Origin of the sequence: Nocardia sp. NPDC050712 (genome assembly GCF_040654295.1) — a bacterium.
In the GTDB taxonomy this organism is placed as follows: Bacteria; Actinomycetota; Actinomycetes; order Mycobacteriales; family Mycobacteriaceae; genus Nocardia.
In genome coordinates this window covers 1853796-1871315 of the sequence record NZ_JBFAHT010000001.1, presented here as the reverse complement: position 1 = coordinate 1871315, position 17520 = coordinate 1853796, and the positions used below count along the sequence as shown (strand labels likewise).

Sequence of the window (17520 nt, the reverse complement as noted above, 5' to 3'; positions counted from 1 at the left end):
GAACTCGTGGAGGCCGCGCATGATTCACGCACGCCGTATCGATTCCCTTGCCCTGGACAACTATCAGCGGGCCGCACGGGTGATCCTGGCCAACCATCTGGTGACCCGGACCTACCCGGATCGCATCGCGCTGCCGCTGATCCGCCGCTGGGCCACCGAGCTGCGCGAGGACCTCGCGGAGCTGTTCGGCTATCGCCTGGAGGTCACCGAGACCACCGCGCGCCTGTTCCCGATCATCGATCGACTGGACGCGGGCAAACCCGCGCGCACGGTCAACGACCGGCTCTTCGATCGCCGCCGCTACGCCTATCTGGCGCTGGCGCTGGCCGCGCTGGGCCGGGCCGGCGATCAGGTGACGCTCTCGGAACTGGCCGATCAGGTGGCGGCCTACACCGGGCGCATCGACGGCCTGGACCTCGCACCCGACCGGGCCGCGGACCGCGACGCGTTCGTCGACGCGGTCGGCTGGCTCGCCACCCGGGGCGCGCTGACCCTCGCCGACGGCGACGCGGGCGGCTGGGCCTCGGATCCCTCGGTGGGCGAAGCGCTCTACGACATCGATCGACCGGTGGTGTTCGCGATCTTCCGGCCGCCGCGGGCCTTGCAGCATCTGCACAGCGTGACCGGACTGCTCGGCGAGGAGGCCAATCCGACGGGGCAACCCGCCTCCTCGGATGCCGCGCGGCGGGTGCGGCGCGGCCTGGTGGAGCGGCCCGTGGTGTACGCCGAGGACTTCCCGCCCGGCGAACGCGCGGTGCTGTTGCAGGAGCGCATCGTGTCCGAGGTGGAGTTGTTCACCGGGCTGCGGGCCGAGCGGCGCGCGGAAGGCGTTGCGCTGATCGATGTTTCGGGGCGGCTGTCCGATGTCCGGTTCCCCGGGACCGGCACGCTGGCGCAGGTGGCGCTGCTGCTGGTCGGCGAGATCGCCGATCTGGTGCTCGATATCGACAACCCGGTGCCGCGGCGGCCCGCGCTCGACGACGCGATGGCGAACCTGGTCGGCCGGCTCGACGACGCCATCCCCGAGTCCACGATGTTCGCGCCCCTGGCCGACCTGCCCTTCGCCGACGGGTTGGACGACGACGAGGATTTCGGTGCGCCGGAGGAAACGCCCGAACCCGCGACCTACCCGTTCCTGGACTACGCCTGGGTGGGCGCGACCGTGCGGGATCTGACCGACCGCTACGGTGTCACCTTCGCCGCGCAGTGGCAGGCCGATGTGCCGGGTCTGACCACCGAGGTGGTGGCGTTGCTGGAGCGGCTGCGCCTGATCCAGCCGGTGCCGGGAGAGTCCGGTCCCGAAGGGGTGCTGATCCTGCCCGCGCTCGCGCGCTACCGGGGCGCGGTCGTCACCGTCCGCACCAAGCGGGCCGAGGAATTGTTCGTTACCGCCGCGGAAACCGGCGCAGGTATGGAAGGGGTTTGACCATGTCGGTTATCCACGGCGGAGTGCGTTTCATCCCGACCCGCGCCGGGATCGTCAACCTGTGGGACTACCGCGATCAGGAGTTCTGCTTCGCCGACGGCCGGCTGGTGCTGCGCGGGCCCAATGGTTCGGGCAAGACCAAGGCGCTCGAGGTGCTGTTCCCGTTCGTGCTGGACGGGCGCATCGAACCGCGCCGCTTGAACCCGTTCGCCGGCGAGGAACGCACGATGAAGTCGAATCTGCTGTATCGCAAGCAGGAATCGGCCTACTCCTACATCTGGATGGAGTTCGCGCGCGGCAGCTGGGACGACCCGGAAGTGGTCACCATCGGCATCGGCATGCGCGCGACCCGCTCCGCCGACAAGGTCACCCGCTGGTATTTCGTCGCCGACGGCCGGGTGGGCGTGGACTTCTCGCTGATCGGGCCCGACGATCGCCCGTTCACCCGCAAGCAGCTGGCCGAGCAGATCGGCACCGACTGCATCGTGGACCGGCCCGTCGAATACCGCACCGCGATCGACGCGCGCATGTTCGGGCTCGGCACCCAGCGCTACGACCAGCTGATCAACCTGATCCTCACGCTGCGCCGCCCGCAGCTGGCCAAGAACCTGGACCCGCGCGGACTCTCGCAGGCACTCACCGACGGTCTGCGCCCGCTGGACGAGCAGCTGATCCTGGACGCCGCCCGCTCCTTCAGCGATATGGAGGAGGTTGGCCGCAACCTCGAGGGCCTGGTGCACGCCGACACCGCGACCCGCGCGTTCGTCGGCGTGTACCGGAAATACCTTGCGGTGCAGGCGAAGACGGATGTCGACCAGGTGCGCACCCGGCTCGACGCGGTGACCCACGCCAGCACCGCGCTGTTCGCCGCGACCGCGCTGCGCGGGCGCCGCGACACCGAGCGCACCGCCGCGGAGGCCCGCGCCGAGGACGCCGACCGTGCCTACGAGCAGGCGCTCACCGACCGCGAAACCCTGCAGCGCTCCAGCGCTTACGAGGGCAAGCAGCAACTCGACGACCTCGCCGACGCCGTGCGCCGGCTGGAGACCTCGGCCAGTGTGCACGGCGACAAGGCGCTCAAGGCCCGGCAAACACTCGACCAGCGCGTCCAGGAGGCCGAGCGCGCCACCTCGTCGGTGCGCACCGCCGCCGCGACCCTGGCGCGCGGCGAGGACGAGCTGCGCGCCACCGCCGAGGAAGCCGGAATCGACTGGACCGCACCGCCGGAGGACGCGCGCGGGGACAACCTCACCGCGATCGTGCGGGCCCGCGCCGAGGAACGCGACGCCGATGTGCGCGCGGTTAGGCGCGCCCTGGGCCTGATGGACGCCGCGTCGGCCGAGCAGTCGCGCGCGCAGCGCCAGTCCGAACGTGCCGTGGCGGCAAAGGAATCGGCGGCGGCCGAGGTCGCCGCCGCCGAGGCCTCGGTCGCGCTGGCCCGCACCGAAGCCGCTGCCGCACTAAGGGCCTGGTGGGATCAGCACCGAGAGGTGTACTCCCCCATCGAGAAAGGTCTGTTCGACGCCCTCGACGCCGCGCTGGCCGACGCCGGGACCGACGAGGCCGCCGGGATCGCGGAGGTGCTGGCCGAGCGGGCCGAGCCGCTGCTCGACGAGGTGCGCAATCGCCGGCAGGAAGCCCGGTCCCGGGCGGCCGCGGCGGCCGAGCGCGGCACCGAGCTGACCGCCGAGCGGGATCGGGTCGCCGCCCAGAGTGACGACGCGCCACCGCCTTCGGCGACCCGGAACCAGGAGCGCGCCGGCCGTTCCGGCGGCCCGCTGTGGCAGCTGGTGCGGTTCGCCGACGCCGTCCCGCCCGCGGCGGCGGGCGGCATCGAGGCCGCGCTGCATGCCGCCGGGTTGCTCGACGCGTGGGTCTGCGCGGCGGACGAACTGCCGGCCGACTACACCTCCGAGCAGTTCCTGCTGCCGCTGCCCGCGCAGTCCCGGCCGTCCGGGCGCACGCTGGCCGATGTTCTTGTGGTGGAGGAGGACTCCGAGCAGCTGACGGTGCCGCGGCAGACCGTCGCCGACGTCCTCGCATCCATCGCACTGCACGAACCCGATTCGGCCGCAGCGGAATTCGGCGCGGTCGCGGTCAGCGAGGCCGGTACGTTCCGGCAGGGTGTGCAGATCGGGCGGCACCACAAGGCCGACGCCGAGTACATCGGCGCGACCGCCCGGGCCCGGCGGCGCGAGCTCCGGCTCACCGAACTGGCCGCCGCGCTCGACACCACCGCGGCCGCCGCGGAACAGGCGACAGCCGAAGAGGCCGCCGCCACCGCGGAACTCGCGCGGATCGCCGCGGCCGCCAAGGCCCTGCCGCGCGCCGGAGCGGTCACCGGCGCGCTGCGTGCGGTCGCCGAGGCCGCGGGCATGATGCGCTCGCGTTCGGAAACCGTGGTGCAGGCCGAACGCGATCTCGATCAGGCGGTCGCCGAGGTCACCACCGTCGACAAGAAGCTGCGCGCCATCGCCGTCGCGCACCGCACCCCGCGCGATCCCCGCGATATCGACGCGCTGGCCGCCGCGATCCGGCACTTCGAGAACACCGGCACCGGCCTGCTGCGCCTGCGCACCGATCACGAGCGCGAACGCGAACGGGAACGCGAAGGCGCGGACCGGCTCGCCGAGGCCCGGGACCTGGCTGAGGCCTTCGCCGAGGAGGCCGAGGCCGCCCAGGCCGGATATCAGGAGCAGTCCCGCAAACTGGAGACCCTGCGCGAGGCGCTGGGCGCGGGCGCCGCCGACATCGATCGCGACCTGGAACTGGCCCGGGAGAAGATCGAAGCCACCCGCGCCGCGCAGAAGGCCGCCCGCAAGGCCGCCAACTCCGCCATCGAGGCGATCGGCGACGCCGAGGCTGCCTATCGCACCGCGCACGAATCCCTGGGCACCGCGCTCACCGAGGTGCTCGCGGACGTGAAAACCCTTGCGCCCTATGCCCAGCCGGACCTGCTGCGGCTGCTCGGCGCACCGGTCGAGAGCCGCTGGCCGAGCAGCGAGGCCGCCTGGTCGACGCCCGAGCAGTTGCTGTACCGCATCACCCAGGCCGGGCCCGAGACCGAACCCCAGGTCCTGCCCGACGAGGTGTTCGAGCTGTTCGCGAACCTCACCGCCGCCACCGCTTCGGTGCGGGCCGGGGAGGCAGCGCGCAAGTCGACCCGCAGCGCGGTGACCGCGGCGCTGCAGGAGTTCGATGCCGCCCTGGCCGGTTCCGGCCGCGACTACCGGTTGCAGTGGGACGCCGCCGACGGCCTGACCGTGGTGCAGGTCGCCGACGAGCACGGCATGTCCGCGCTGGCCGATTTCGCCGGCCGCATCGATCAGGCCCGCCACGATCAGGAACTGCTGCTCACCGACGCCGAGCGCCGCATCCTGGAGGACGCGCTGCTCACCGGCCTGGCCCAGCAGATCCACGAGCGCACCGCCGACGCCCGCGAGCTGATCTCCCGGATGGGTTCGGAGATGAAGCAGCGGCGGATGTCCTCGGGCAACACCATCGGCGTGCACTGGGTGCTGGCCGACGCGCTCTCCGACGCCGCCCGCGCGATGTGCAAGCTGCTCGACCGGGACGCCTCGGTCCTGTCACCCGAGGATCTGGCGGCGATCCGCGCGCACTTCGCGGCCGAGATCCGGGCCGCCCGCGCCGCCCACCCGGAGCGTTCCTACCCCGAAATCCTCGCCGCGACACTGGATTACCGCACCTGGCGGGTGTTCTCCTTCACGCTGATCTCCGGCGACGGCACCGAGGACAAGCTCACCGTGGCCCGGCACAGCGCCCTGTCCGGCGGCGAGCAGTCGGTCTCGCTGCACCTGCCGCTGTTCGCGGCCGCCCACGTCATGCTCGACTCCGCCGACCCGCAGGCCCCGCGCCTGCTCGCCCTGGACGAGGCCTTCGCCGGCGTCGACGACAACGGCCGCAGCGAGCTGCTCGGCCTGAGCGTCCAGTTCGATCTGGACCTGTTCATGACCGGCTACGACCTCTGGATCACCTATCCGCACGTCCCCGGCTGCGCCCACTACGACCTGGCGCACTCCACCGCCGAGAACTCCGTCAGCGCCACCCTGCTGGTGTGGGACAGCGGCGACCTGCTCGCCGAGCACGACGGCACCGACCTCACCACCGCCCTGGGCTCCCCCAACCGCCGCCGCGTCCCCAACGGCATCGAAGGTGGGCTCACCCTGGACAACATGCCCGGCGAACTGGAACCCGCTGCGAACTGATCAACCGCTGTCGGAATGTGGGCCTACTGGCCGGGCCCCCACTGCCAGGACTGGAAGAGGCTGGAGCTGCCGGTGTTGGGCGGAATGATGGCCGGCGGCAGGGCCGGGGCCTGGGGCCGGTCGCTGGCATCGGCCCGCAGCGCCGGGCAGCTGCCGCCGGGTGCGGTGGCCAGCTCGAAATGCCACCATTCGTTGGCATAGATCCGGCACAGCCCCCAGCGGTTGCCGTTGCTCTCCAGCCACTGGGCACCGGGCTGCGGGCCCACGTCGATGGCTTGACCGGAGACGTGGGTGGATTCGTCCGGCGGAAGGACCCAGCGGCGCGCCTCGTCGGGGCCGCCGTAGGTGGCGAGGCCGTCCTCCCACATCGCCTGCTGTTCGGCGGGCGAGCGGTAGCCGGAGTTGATGTAGAGCGGGACACCCTCGGCCCGGGCGGCTTCCTCGGCCTGGGTGTAGGCCGCGGCCAGAGCGGGGGTCAACCCCTCGGTCCCCGCGGCGGCGGCAACCGCCGTGCGCTGGTCGGCGTGAGCGGTGGGGGCGGCCAGTAGGACCAGGGCCGGTAGGGCCACCGCGGACATCGCTAGCTTTGCGATCATGCCGCGATCTTATCGGCAGCTACCCGCTGCTCCCGGGAACCACGGAGCCCGGGCATTCGTCATGCCCGGGCTCCGGTTCACGCAACGATCGGTCCTACGGAGCGATCGGCCGGGTGAACGTCCAGCATCCGTAGGCGGTGGCCGCGCCGAAGATGACGATCATCGCGGGGGGAATGCCGACGATCGCGGCCGCGATCAAGCAGAACACCGCCAGGACAGTTACCACTATTTCCAAGGTCCGGATGATCCGGACCGTTTGTTCGATCGGCATGATCCTCCTTCATCCGAGGACGCGTGCGCCCTTCGCTTCTAGTGGTGCCCAATCGATTCCGAGTGAAACGGTGCCGGTGACCACGGCTGACCTCGAGCGGCGGGACTCTATCCACAGGAAAGGGCTCTGTCCACATGTTGTTCCAGTGCTGTGGATCACTTTGTCCACAGTTCGGCTATGGTTTGGGATAAGTCACAGAGACCGCCCCCAGAGCCGAAACCTCCTGTGTCCCAGCTGTTCCGAGCCCGACGAATGGGACATCGGAGACCGATCAGTCGGCTCCGGGGATGGCGGCGGACTACGTCTGGCGCGCCAGCTCCGAGGACCGGCGATGCCGTCCGATCCGCTCCCAGATCTCCCCGCCGTGCTCGCGCGCATACGACACCGCGGCGCGAATCTTGCGGTCCGGCAGGTCGGATCGATGGGCCAGCACCACGATCCGCTGCTCCATCGGACCGTCGAGCTCGAGCAGCCGAGCCACGACCTCCCACACCTCGGGACCGGCGGCCAGCGCCGCGCGCCGATCGTGCACGGGCCCGCGGAAGACGATGCCCGGGTGTTCCAGCTGATCGACCCCCTCGCGGATCAACCGGTTGAGCAGTGCGGTCGAACTCGTTCCCTCGCGTACAGCGCGTGACACCAGCTGCCGGCTGGCTGAATCCGAGATCCGAAACGACGTACTCATTGCCCTCCTCGACTCGGGGATAGCTCGCTATCCCTCAAGGGTGCACGCGAACATCGCGACGCGACCCCGGTGATCAGGGGTGACATCGCGATGTCCGGTCGAGGCGGCGCTGGGCGTGAAAGCCTTTTTCAGACGCGTTCTTTGGAGCGTGTACGCACCCGCAACGCGATCGGCTTCTGCGTTTCGGCGAAGAAGTCGTTGCCTTTGTCGTCCACGACGATGAACGCCGGAAAATCTTCGACTTCGATCTTCCAGACCGCTTCCATGCCGAGTTCCGGATATTCCAGGACCTCGACGGATTTGATGCAGTCCAGCGCGAGCCGCGCGGCGGGCCCGCCGATGGAACCGAGGTAGAAACCGCCGTGCGCGTTGCACGCCTTGGTCACCTGGGCCGAGCGATTGCCTTTGGCGAGCATCACGTGCGATCCGCCGGCCGCCTGGAACTGGTCGACATAGGAATCCATGCGACCGGCCGTGGTCGGGCCGAACGACCCGGAGGCGTATCCCTCCGGCGTCTTGGCCGGACCGGCGTAATACACGGCCATATCGCGCATGTATTGCGGCATCGGCTCGCCCGCGTCGAGCCGCTCCTTGATCTTGGCGTGCGCGATATCGCGCGCCACCACCAGCGGCCCGGTCAGCGAAAGCCGGGTCTTCACCGGGTATTTCGAGAGTTCGGCGCGAATCTCGTCCATCGGGCGGTTCAGGTCGATCTGGACCACATCGCCGCCGAGAATGGAGTCGGTCTGCTCGGGCAGGTACTGCGCGGGCTCGCGCTCGAGCTGCTCCAGGAACACACCCTCGGGCGTGATCTTGGCCAGCGCCTGGCGGTCGGCCGAACACGACACCGCGATCGCCACCGGGCAGCTGGCGCCGTGCCGGGGCAGGCGCACCACGCGCACGTCGTGGCAGAAGTACTTACCGCCGAATTGCGCGCCGATACCGAACTCCTGGGTGAGCTTGAAGACTTCTTCTTCCAGCTCCAGATCGCGGAACGCGTGCGCGGCCATCGAGCCCTCGGTCGGCAGGCTGTCCAGGTAATGCGCGGAGGCGTATTTCGCGGTCTTCAAGGCGAATTCGGCGCTGGTGCCGCCGATCACCACGGCCAGGTGATAAGGCGGGCAGGCCGCGGTGCCGAGCGAGCGGATCTTCTCGTCCAGGAATTCCAGCATGCGCTGCGGATTCAGCACCGCCTTGGTTTCCTGATACAGGAACGACTTGTTGGCCGAGCCGCCGCCCTTGGCCATGAACAGGAACTTGTAGGCCGGCTGCGCGGGATCGCCCTGGGTGGAATACAACTCGATCTGCGCCGGCAGATTGGTGCCGGTGTTCTTCTCGTCCCACATGGTGATCGGCGCCAGCTGGGAATAGCGCAGATTCAGCTTGGTGTAGGCGTCGAACACGCCGCGGCTGATCCATTCGGCGTCGTCGGCGCCGGTGAGGACGCCCTCGGACTTCTTGCCCATGACGATCGCCGTGCCGGTGTCCTGGCACATGGGCAGGATGCCGCCCGCGGAGATGTTCACGTTCTTGAGCAGATCCAGCGCGACGAAGCGATCATTACCCGAGGACTCCGGGTCGTCGATGATCTTGCGCAGCTGGGCCAGGTGCGCGGGGCGCAGGTAGTGGCTGATGTCGTGCATCGCCTCGGCGGTGAGCAGCCGCAGCGCTTCGGGCTCCACTTTCAAGAAGGTGCGACCATCGATCTCGAAGGTGCTGACCCCCTCGGTGGTGATGAGCCGGTAGGGGGTGTCATCGGCGCCGATGGGCAGCAGATCTGAATAGCGGAATTCCGGCGCGGTCACGGATCGCTCTCCTTCGCATGGGGCTGGGTGCTGGCCCACTGGTCACAAGCACAGGAAGCCTAGCCACCGGACCGGGCCCGACCGGGGTAAGGCAAACCTAAGACCCTGGTAGTAGTCACAAAAGGTTGCACGTTCAACTTTGTGGTGCTACCTCTCAGGTCTGATGTTGTCGCAGGCGAAGGCCATCGCGCGGTCCTTCGATGGAGCATCTCGGAGTTGGGAGGTAGCCATGACGGAACCGGTGTGGCTCGATGACGTCGAGATGCGGGCCTGGGTCGGGTTCGTCCGCACCCGCGACCTCATCGCCGCCGCCATCGGGCGCGATTCGGCGCGCGAATCGAATCTCACCTACGTCGAGTACTCGGTACTGGCCAGCTTGTCGAAATCCCCGGACTGCCGGCTCACCTTCGCCGACCTGGCCGAGCAACTGGAGTGGTCGCAGAGCCGGCTCTCCCACCAAATCACCCGGATGGAGAAGCGCGGACTGGTCATCCGGGAACCGATCCCGGACGACGCCCGCCGCACCGCCGCCCGGCTCACCCCGCACGGCGCCGACCTGCTCGCCGGCGCCGCGCCGGCGCACGCCCGCAGCGTGCGCCGCCACATGATCGACGCCTTGGATCGCGATCAGCTGACGGCGCTCGCCGACATCTACGACACGTTGCTCGCCCATCACCGGCACGCGCCGCAGGAGAACTAGCCCGCGGCGACCTGATCCGGGACCACCCCGGGGCGTGAGGGCAGTCCGAGTGCCCGCTCGAACCCGTCCGGCACCACGAGATCGCTCCGATCCAGTTCCGCCACACTGGTTTTGCGCAGACCCAGCAGCGCGGAGTCGACGCCGCCGCGCATGATGTCGAGCACGTTCTCCACGCCGGCCTGCCCGTTCGCCGCGAGGCCCCAGAGGTAGGCGCGGCCGATCATGACCGCGCGGGCGCCCAGGGCGACGGCCTTGACCACGTCGCTGCCGCGCCGGATGCCGCCGTCCATCACCACGTCCACCTGATCGCCCACCGCGCCCGCGATCACCGGCAGCGCCCGGATCGCGGCGGGGGTGCCGTCGAGGTTGTTGCCGCCGTGGTTGGACACCGAGATGGCGGCCACGCCCGCGTCCACGGCGCGGTGCGCGTCGTCGACCCGCATGATGCCCTTGAGCATCACCGGGCCGTCCCACTGCTCGACTATCCAGCGCACGTCGTCCCAGTCGGGGGCGGGTGTGCCCATCCACTCGCCGTAGGCGCCGAAGAAGCCGGGCGCGGGCTTGCCGCCGACCGCCATGTTCGGGGCGGTGAGATCGGGGATGTGCCCGGAGCGCAGGTAGGTGCTCAGCCAGCGCGGCCGGGCCAGGGTCTGCGGCGCGAACTGCAGCATGGCGCGCAGGTCCAGCTTCTCCGGGATGACCGGGCTGCCCCAGTCACGGCCGTGCGAGAAGGACCAGTCCAGGGTCAGGATCAGCCCGACCGCGCCGGCCGCCGCGGCGCGGTTCATCCGCTCCAGCATCTCGTCCTTGCTGCCGCACCAGTACAGCTGGAAGAAGGTGGCCGGGTTGGCCGCGATCACCTCGTCGAGCGGCTTGCTGGCGAACGAGCTGAGCCCCATCGCGATGCCGCGCGCGGCGGCGGCGCGGGCGACGGCCACCTCACCGTCGGGGTGCACGGCCTGCACGCCGGTCGGCGAGATCAGCACCGGCATGGACAGCTGCTGGCCCATCACCGTGATGGACTGGTCGCGCTCGCCGATCGACCCCGCGCAGTGCGGCGCGAAACCCAGTTCGGTGAAGGCTTTTTGGTTCTCGTCGATGGTCTGACCGCGTTCCGACCCGGCGACGAGCGCGCCGTACACCGATTTGGGCAGCCGTTTTTTGGCGCGCCGCTGCGCTTCGGCAACGGTTTCGAACCAGGGATTCATTGTCCGGCCCTTCCGGGTAGCTCCACCGGCCACCAGGACCGGCTGTCTTTCTCCAAATGCATTGCGAGACTGTCGAGGAGGCGCATGCCGTCCTCGGATGTGGCCGTGGTGGGGTCGCCGAGGATCCCGTTCGGGCTCACCGCACGAACACCACCGGCGGCCAGCAGCGGGTAGAGCTCCGAGATCGGGCGCTGGTCACCGGGTTCCGCACGGTCGGCACGCACCCGGGCCGGATCCAGCGCGAGTTGCATGCCGGTTTCGGCGGCGCCGGCGTGCAGGTCGCCGTGGTAGCGCGGCATCCAGAGCCGGACGTCGCGGCTTTCCTCGCGCAGCAGCCGCACCGCGCGCTGTAGCGGTTCGGCGTTCCCGCCGTGCCCGTTGACCAGCAGGATCTGGTCGAACGTATCGGTCGCCGAGCGGCACAGCTCCACGATCAGCAGTTCCAGCGCGGCCTGCCCGATCGAGAGCGTGCCGGGAAAGCCCGCGTGCTCACCGCTGGAGCCGTACGGAACGGCCGGGGCGACAAGCACATCCGGGCGCCGGGCGGCCAGCCTGCGGCACAGCTCGGCGGCGATATCGGTATCGGTGGACAGCGGCAGGTGCGGGCCGTGCTGCTCGGTCGATCCCACCGGTACCGCCAGGATCACGCCCTGTTCCGCCCTGGCGCCCACCTCGGGCCAGGTCAGATCTGAAACGTGTTCTACCACGCTGCCGAGATTAACGTCACACGCTGACATAATCAATACGTCAGGGCCTGCCATAATGATTTTCGTGACAGTGCAGGGCAGCACGGGGCGCGGCCGCCCCCGCGGCACCACCAAGCGCGAACTCGAACTGATCGCGATGCGGCTGTTCAGCGCGCACGGCTTCGACAACACCACCGTCGAGGAGATCGCCGCCGCCGCGGGCATCAGCGGGCGCACCTTCTTCCGCTACTTCCCCACCAAGGCCGAGGTGCTCTGGGCCCAGTTCGACGACGAGATCGCGGCGCTGGAAGACGCTTTCGCCACCATCGGCGCGGACCTCCCGATGATGGCCGCGGTCCGCCGGGTGGTGCTCGACGCCAACGCCTACCGCGCCGAGGACGTCCCCGAACTGCGCACCCGCATGCGACTGATCGCCACCGTGCCCGCGCTGGCCGCCACCGCCGGCGCGCACTACGACGCCTGGGAACGCGCGGTCAGCGCCTTCGCCGCCCGCCGCCTGGGCGCCGCCGAGAACGACCTGATCCCGCTGGCGGTCGGGCGCACCACCCTGGCCGCGGCCCGCGCGGCCTTCGACGCCTGGCTCGCCCGAGCCGACGCCGACCTCACCGTTTACCTCGATCGGGCCCTGTCCGCACTGGAGCGGGGCTTCGCCGAGCTACCCTCAGGTTTCGGCGACAGCACGGCTGGGGTATGACTAGGCTCGGTATCGGCTCGCGGGCCGACCGCACTTGTAACCCGATCAAACCGTCGAAAGGGGCTGGAATTTCCATGTCCGAGGTGTCCATGAGCCTTTCGGCGGACTCGCTGCCCGCTGGAACGATCGACAATCTGCTGCCGCAGCTGGTCGAACATCTGCGCCAGAACCGCACAGCCCTGCGTGAGGAGTGGGCCCGCCGCATCGGCGACGCCCAGCTGCTCTCCGCGATGACCCCGGAGGAGATCTTCTCCGAGGCGACCTCCGTCTACGACAACTACGTCGAGGTGCTCGAGACCGGTAGCGCCGAGGCGCTGCAGGCCTACGCCCGCGACCTGTCCGAGCGCATCATTCCGCGTGGCGTCGAGACCGACGAGGTCATCGGCATCGTGCTGCTGCTGCGTGACGTGCTGGCGCGCAGCCTCTTCGAGAAGTACCAATCCAACTTCGAGCTGCTCAATCACGTGCTCGACGCCTACGAGCCGGCGGCCAACCGCATCGCCAACACGGTGACCGTCTCGTTCGTGCAGGAGCGCGAGCGCGTCATCCGGCAGCAGCAGGAAGCCATCCGCGAGCTGTCCACCCCGGTGCTCCAGGTGCGCGAACAGCTGCTGATTCTGCCCATCATCGGCGTGCTGGACAGCCAGCGCGCCCGCCAGCTCACCGAGCAGCTGCTGCGCGCGATCCGCGCCAACCGCGCCAAGGTGGTCGTCATCGACATCACCGGTGTGCCGCAGATCGACTCCACGGTGGCCAACCACCTGGTGCAGACCGTCGACGCGTCCGGCCTGATGGGCGCGAACGTCATCATCACCGGCCTGTCCTCGGAGATCGCGCTCACCCTGGTGACGATCGGCCTCGATCTGTCCAAGATGAACGCCGTCGGCGACCTCCAGGGCGGTATCGAAGAGGCCGAGCGGCTGCTCGGCTACGAAGTCACCCGCGTGACCGATCGACTTCTGACCGAACGCGACGGACGGTAGTCGGGCGGGCTGATGCCGGTACCCATACTCAAGCAGGGCACGTATCTGATCGCGTCGGTTCAATCAGCCTTGACCGACGCGGATACCGAGCGCCTGCAGGACGACCTGATGAAGCAGGTCTCCCGATATCGCGCGCACGGCATCATCGTCGATGTCACCGCGATCGACGTGATGGATTCGTTCGCGGCCAGATCGCTGCGTACCATCGCGCACATGACGCAGTTACGCGGCGCCGAAACGGTGATCGTCGGGCTGCAACCGGAAGTCGCGTTCGCCATGGTGCAGTTGGGCCTCACCTTCGAGGACATGCACACCGCCCTGGACCTGGAAGAAGGGCTTGCGTGGCTGGACCGCAAGGCCTCGGGACGGCGCCAGCGAGATGGTCGTGACAGTGGCCGATGAGACCATGGTGATCGCGGTGAAGGTGTCCGGTGACATCGTGATCGCACGCCAGGCCGGACGGGAGCTCGCCGAAAGGCTCGGCTTCTCCCTCACCGACCGCACCATGATCTCCACGGCCATCTCCGAAATCGCCCGCAACATCACCAGTTACGCGGGCAGCGGCGAAATCCGCCTGCTCGTCGGCGACCGCGACGGCAAACAGGCACTCGTGGTGCAGGCCGAGGACCAGGGCCCGGGCATCCGCGATATCGCCCGCGCGCTGGACGACGGCTATTCCACCGGACGCGGTCTGGGCCTCGGCCTTCCGGGCGCGCGCCGCCTGATGGACCGGCTCGTCATCGACTCCGCCCCCGGGCGGGGCACCCTGATCGAAATGTGGAAGTGGGTGCCCAACGGTGCATGAGGACGGCTTCATCGGTCGGATCGAATGGGCGGTGGCCGGACGGGCACTGCCCGGGCAGCGAGTGTCCGGTGACCGCTGCGTCGTCCTCGAAACCGGCGGCGGCTCCGTACTTTTCGGCGTGCTGGACGGCCTGGGCCACGGCGCGCCCGCCGCGGACGCGGCCGATCGGGCGGCGCAGGTCCTCTCGGAGAACCGCGGCGAACCCCTGGACGTGCTGATGCTGCTGTGCCATCGCGCGATGGCCGACACTCGCGGCGCGGCGGTCTCGCTGGCGCTGTTCGACTGCGAGGAGACCATCGACTGGCTCGGGGTCGGCAACGTCGAATCCCGGGTGCTCACCGTCGGCCCGGCCGGGCTCGCGGTGCGCGCGACCATCCTGATGACCGGCGGCATCGTCGGTTACCGCCTGCCACAGCACCTGCAACCGCAGACCGTGCCGGTGCGCGCCGGCGACCTGCTGCTCATGACCACCGACGGCATCGTCGCCGAAACCGTCGACGGCATCGACCTTTCCAAGTCCACCGCCGAGATCACCGCGGAGATTCTCAACCGGCACTCCAAGGACACCGATGACGCCTTGGTGCTGGCGGCCCGGCATCGCGGCGGTACGTCGAACGGATCACCATGAGCGATGTGCTGGCCGCGTTCCTCGACGCTTACGCGAACGCGCTACGGCGGCACCTGGATTCGCCGACGCATGCCAGCCTCGCCGAAGGATACGAGCTGGGCCGGCGCGCCCTGGTCGAGGACATCAGCCTGCTCGACCTGACCGAGCACCACTTCCGGTTCGTCGCCGCGAACGACAGCGCGGACCGGCCGGTCGCGGAACCGGCGCTGGAATTCCTGCTGCAGACCCTGGCCGCGCTCGACATCGCCACCCGCGGCTATCTCGGCGGCCTGCGCCGCTACGAGCAACAGCGTTCGCGCGCCGACGATCTCGCGGGCCGCGACGCCTTCCGCACCGCCCTGGTCGAATCGTTGCAGGACGGATTCTTCGTCGCCGATTCGCGTGGCACCATCATCGAGGTCAACACCGCCTTCGGCGCGCTCACCGGATACGGCGCGGCCGGGCTGCCCTATCCGCTGCCGCATCCGTGGTCGCTGCCGACCGGGCCGCGCTACCCCGACCTGGGCACGGTGGCACAGCGTTTCGTGATCCCGGTGCGCCATCGCGACGGCCGTGACGTGTGGCTCGCGGTGAGCACGTCCTCGCTGATCAAACCGGAGAACAACGAGCAGATCTTCGTCGGCACCATCCGCGACGTCACCGCCGAGCACGACGCGCAGGCCCGCGATCAGGCCGCGTCCCGGCTGGCCACCGCGGTCGGCGCGGCCACCAGCGTGGTCGAGGTGCTCGCGGTCGGCCTGGACGAGTTGCGGCGCACGGTCGGCGCGGAATCCGCGGTGGTGTCGGTGTGGCCGAACCGCAATTCCCGCCCCGAGGTCTACGTTTCCGGTGCGATAGAACGCAATTCATCCAACGTCGACGCCCCTGAGCTTGCCCGCCCCGCCAGCTCCGCTGGCTACCATCCCCCTAGGCTGGACGAGCGGGCCACCGCGCTGCTGGAACGCGCCCGGCGCCGCCCGCCGCGCAGCCTGTTCGCGATCCCGGAGAGCACCGAGAGTTCCGAGGGCATCGTGGCCCCGCTGGGCGAGGTCGGTGACGCCGCGCTGTGGTTGCGCTTCGCCGCGCCGCGCGCTATCACCGCGGCCGACTGGACGCTGTTCTCGCTGCTGATCGGGCATCTGAGCCTGGCGGTGCAGCGGGCCCGCAACTTCGATCAGGCCCGTTCGACCTCGCTGACCTTGCAGCGGGCCATGCTGGGTCCGATCGAGCTGCCGCCGCGGTTCTCGGTGCACTACGAGCCCGCGCTGCCCCCGCTCGAGATCGGCGGCGACTGGTACGACGTGGTGCCGCTGAACGACGGCACCATCGGCGTGGTGGTCGGCGACTGTGTCGGCCGTGGCCTGTCCGCCGCCGTCGTCATGGGTCAATTGCGTACGGCCGCAAGAGCTCTGCTGCTGCGCGGGGCGGGCCCGGCGCAGCTGCTCGTCGAGCTCGACGCCGTCGCGGCCCGGATACCGGGCGCGATGTGCACCACCGTCTGCGCGGCGGTGCTCGATCCCGCGAACGGGCTGATGCGCTACTCCAGCGCCGGTCACATGCCACCGATCCTGGCCGACGTCGACGAGCCCGGTCGCTTGCTCGAGGACGGGCGGGCGGTGCCGCTGGCCACCTTCGACACCCCGCAGCGCCCGGAGGCGACCGCCGTGCTCACGCCCGGATCCACGCTGGTGCTGTTCACCGACGGCCTGGTCGAGCATCGCGGCGTCGATATCGACGAGAGCTTCGCCAAGATCTCCGCGGTGCTGGCCGACACCCCCGGAAAACTGCCGCGAGAGGTGGCCGACGCGGTGCTCTCGCGGCTACGTCCGGCCGCAGGTTACGACGACGACGTCGCCATGGTGGTCTATCGCCAGCCGCCCGCGTCGCTGCGGCTGGAGGTGCCCGCGGATCCGGACCAGCTGGCCGCGCTGCGCCGCCGGCTCAAGTCCTGGCTGGCCGCGGCGGCGGTGCCGCACGATCTCGCCTCGGATCTGGTCGCCGCGGCGAACGAGGCGTGCAGCAACAGCATCGAGCACGCCTACCTGAGCAACGGCGCGGTCGCCAACCAGGTCACGCTCGGCGCCGAATGCGACACCGAGCGAGTGACCATCCTGGTCAGCGACACCGGGCACTGGAAGCCGCGCTCGGCCGATCCCGGGAACCGCGGCCGCGGCATCGACATGATGCGCGCGCTGACCGAGGAACTCGAGATCGACCACGCCGAGCCCGGTACCCGGGTCCGCATGTCGGTCACGCTCCCGGCGATCAAATCGCCGGTGGCGAACCCGCTTCGGGGTACCAGCCGTCAGTTGTGAGTGGGGCCGGCGTCCGGGCGCGGGATATCACCGCGCCAGGCGCCGGTTTCGCGGTGCTGCTCCTCGATGAACTGCTTGAACCGCTGCATGTCGCCGTTGACACGATGCTTCAGGACGCCGAGCTTGTCGGCCATGTTCTCCACGAAACCCTCGGGGTCCACGTCCATCTGCGCGGTCACCCGGGTGTGGTTGTCGTCGAGCCGGTGAAAGGTGATGACACCGGCGTGATTCGGGCCGCTGTCGGAGCGCCACGCCACCCGCTCGTCCGGATGCTGCTCGGTGATGGTGGCGTCGAACTCGCGCGTGGCCGGGCCGACGTGGATCTTCCAGTGCGTGTGCCGGTCATCGAGCTGCTGCACCTGTTCCACACCCTCCATGAACTGCGGGAAGGTCTCGAACTGGGTCCACTGGTTGTAAGCGGTACGTACCGGAACCTCGACGTCGACGGTGGCTGCCAAAGTGCTCATCTTCAAACCTCTTTCGTCGTGCTAC

Annotated in this window: 16 protein-coding genes; 9 read left to right on the top strand and 7 right to left on the bottom strand. The window is 69.6% G+C overall.

The window, feature by feature from the left end; all coding sequences use genetic code 11:
• Window positions 1–22 precede the first annotated feature (22 nt).
• Window positions 23–1426: a TIGR02678 family protein gene (locus tag AB0H76_RS09030; protein WP_357320542.1), complete on the top strand. Its 1404-nt coding sequence runs from the start codon at window positions 23–25 to the stop codon at window positions 1424–1426.
• 2 nt (window positions 1427–1428) lie between these two features.
• Window positions 1429–5652: a TIGR02680 family protein gene (locus AB0H76_RS09025; RefSeq protein WP_357319515.1), complete on the top strand. Its 4224-nt coding sequence runs from the start codon at window positions 1429–1431 to the stop codon at window positions 5650–5652.
• A gap of 23 nt (window positions 5653–5675) precedes the next feature.
• On the opposite strand, the gene AB0H76_RS09020 is transcribed toward AB0H76_RS09025, so the two are convergent.
• The 4 genes from AB0H76_RS09020 to AB0H76_RS09005 form a co-directional block, all read right to left on the bottom strand.
• The gene (locus tag AB0H76_RS09020) at window positions 5676–6248 is read right to left on the bottom strand and encodes a M15 family metallopeptidase (protein WP_357319512.1); all 573 of its coding nucleotides are present in this window, start codon (window positions 6246–6248) and stop codon (window positions 5676–5678) included.
• Between the two features lie 94 nt (window positions 6249–6342).
• The gene (locus AB0H76_RS09015; protein WP_357319509.1) at window positions 6343–6519 is read right to left on the bottom strand and encodes a hypothetical protein; all 177 of its coding nucleotides are present in this window, start codon (window positions 6517–6519) and stop codon (window positions 6343–6345) included.
• A 298-nt stretch (window positions 6520–6817) separates the two neighbouring features.
• Window positions 6818–7204: a hypothetical protein gene (locus tag AB0H76_RS09010; RefSeq protein WP_357319506.1), complete on the bottom strand. Its 387-nt coding sequence runs from the start codon at window positions 7202–7204 to the stop codon at window positions 6818–6820.
• Between the two features lie 128 nt (window positions 7205–7332).
• Window positions 7333–9009 (bottom strand): fumarate hydratase, encoded by a 1677-nt coding sequence (locus tag AB0H76_RS09005; RefSeq protein WP_357319503.1) that lies wholly within the window; start codon window positions 9007–9009, stop codon window positions 7333–7335.
• A gap of 229 nt (window positions 9010–9238) precedes the next feature.
• Here AB0H76_RS09005 and AB0H76_RS09000 point away from each other — a divergent pair, with 229 nt between their 5' ends.
• The gene (locus AB0H76_RS09000; protein WP_357319501.1) at window positions 9239–9709 is read left to right on the top strand and encodes a MarR family winged helix-turn-helix transcriptional regulator; all 471 of its coding nucleotides are present in this window, start codon (window positions 9239–9241) and stop codon (window positions 9707–9709) included.
• Here AB0H76_RS09000 and mftD read toward each other — a convergent pair.
• The gene (gene mftD / locus AB0H76_RS08995; RefSeq protein WP_357319498.1) at window positions 9706–10917 is read right to left on the bottom strand and encodes a pre-mycofactocin synthase MftD; all 1212 of its coding nucleotides are present in this window, start codon (window positions 10915–10917) and stop codon (window positions 9706–9708) included. The genes AB0H76_RS09000 and mftD overlap by 4 nt on opposite strands.
• Window positions 10914–11624, bottom strand: a complete 711-nt coding sequence (mftE, locus tag AB0H76_RS08990; protein WP_357319495.1) for a mycofactocin biosynthesis peptidyl-dipeptidase MftE — start codon at window positions 11622–11624, stop codon at window positions 10914–10916. Before mftE ends, mftD begins: the two co-directional genes overlap by 4 nt.
• Before the next feature lie 64 nt (window positions 11625–11688).
• Here mftE and mftR point away from each other — a divergent pair, with 64 nt between their 5' ends.
• The 6 genes from mftR to AB0H76_RS08960 all read left to right on the top strand — a co-directional run bounded on the left by mftR (window position 11689) and on the right by AB0H76_RS08960 (window position 17028).
• A complete protein-coding gene (gene mftR / locus AB0H76_RS08985; protein WP_357319492.1) occupies window positions 11689–12318 on the top strand; it encodes a mycofactocin system transcriptional regulator in 630 nt (209 codons plus the stop codon).
• Between the two features lie 74 nt (window positions 12319–12392).
• On the top strand, window positions 12393–13301 hold the full coding sequence (locus AB0H76_RS08980; protein ID WP_357319489.1) for an STAS domain-containing protein: 909 nt from the start codon (window positions 12393–12395) through the stop codon (window positions 13299–13301).
• Between the two features lie 12 nt (window positions 13302–13313).
• Window positions 13314–13703 (top strand): STAS domain-containing protein, encoded by a 390-nt coding sequence (locus AB0H76_RS08975; RefSeq protein WP_357319486.1) that lies wholly within the window; start codon window positions 13314–13316, stop codon window positions 13701–13703.
• Window positions 13681–14106, top strand: a complete 426-nt coding sequence (locus AB0H76_RS08970) for an ATP-binding protein (RefSeq protein ID WP_357319483.1) — start codon at window positions 13681–13683, stop codon at window positions 14104–14106. Before AB0H76_RS08975 ends, AB0H76_RS08970 begins: the two co-directional genes overlap by 23 nt.
• Window positions 14099–14734 (top strand): SpoIIE family protein phosphatase, encoded by a 636-nt coding sequence (locus AB0H76_RS08965; protein WP_357319480.1) that lies wholly within the window; start codon window positions 14099–14101, stop codon window positions 14732–14734. The genes AB0H76_RS08970 and AB0H76_RS08965 overlap by 8 nt, the downstream gene beginning before the upstream one ends.
• Window positions 14731–17028, top strand: a complete 2298-nt coding sequence (locus AB0H76_RS08960) for a SpoIIE family protein phosphatase (RefSeq protein WP_357319477.1) — start codon at window positions 14731–14733, stop codon at window positions 17026–17028. The genes AB0H76_RS08965 and AB0H76_RS08960 overlap by 4 nt, the downstream gene beginning before the upstream one ends.
• On the opposite strand, the gene AB0H76_RS08955 is transcribed toward AB0H76_RS08960, so the two are convergent.
• Window positions 17019–17495: an SRPBCC family protein gene (locus AB0H76_RS08955; protein WP_357319474.1), complete on the bottom strand. Its 477-nt coding sequence runs from the start codon at window positions 17493–17495 to the stop codon at window positions 17019–17021. The genes AB0H76_RS08960 and AB0H76_RS08955 overlap by 10 nt on opposite strands.
• Between the last annotated feature and the right edge of the window lie 25 nt (window positions 17496–17520).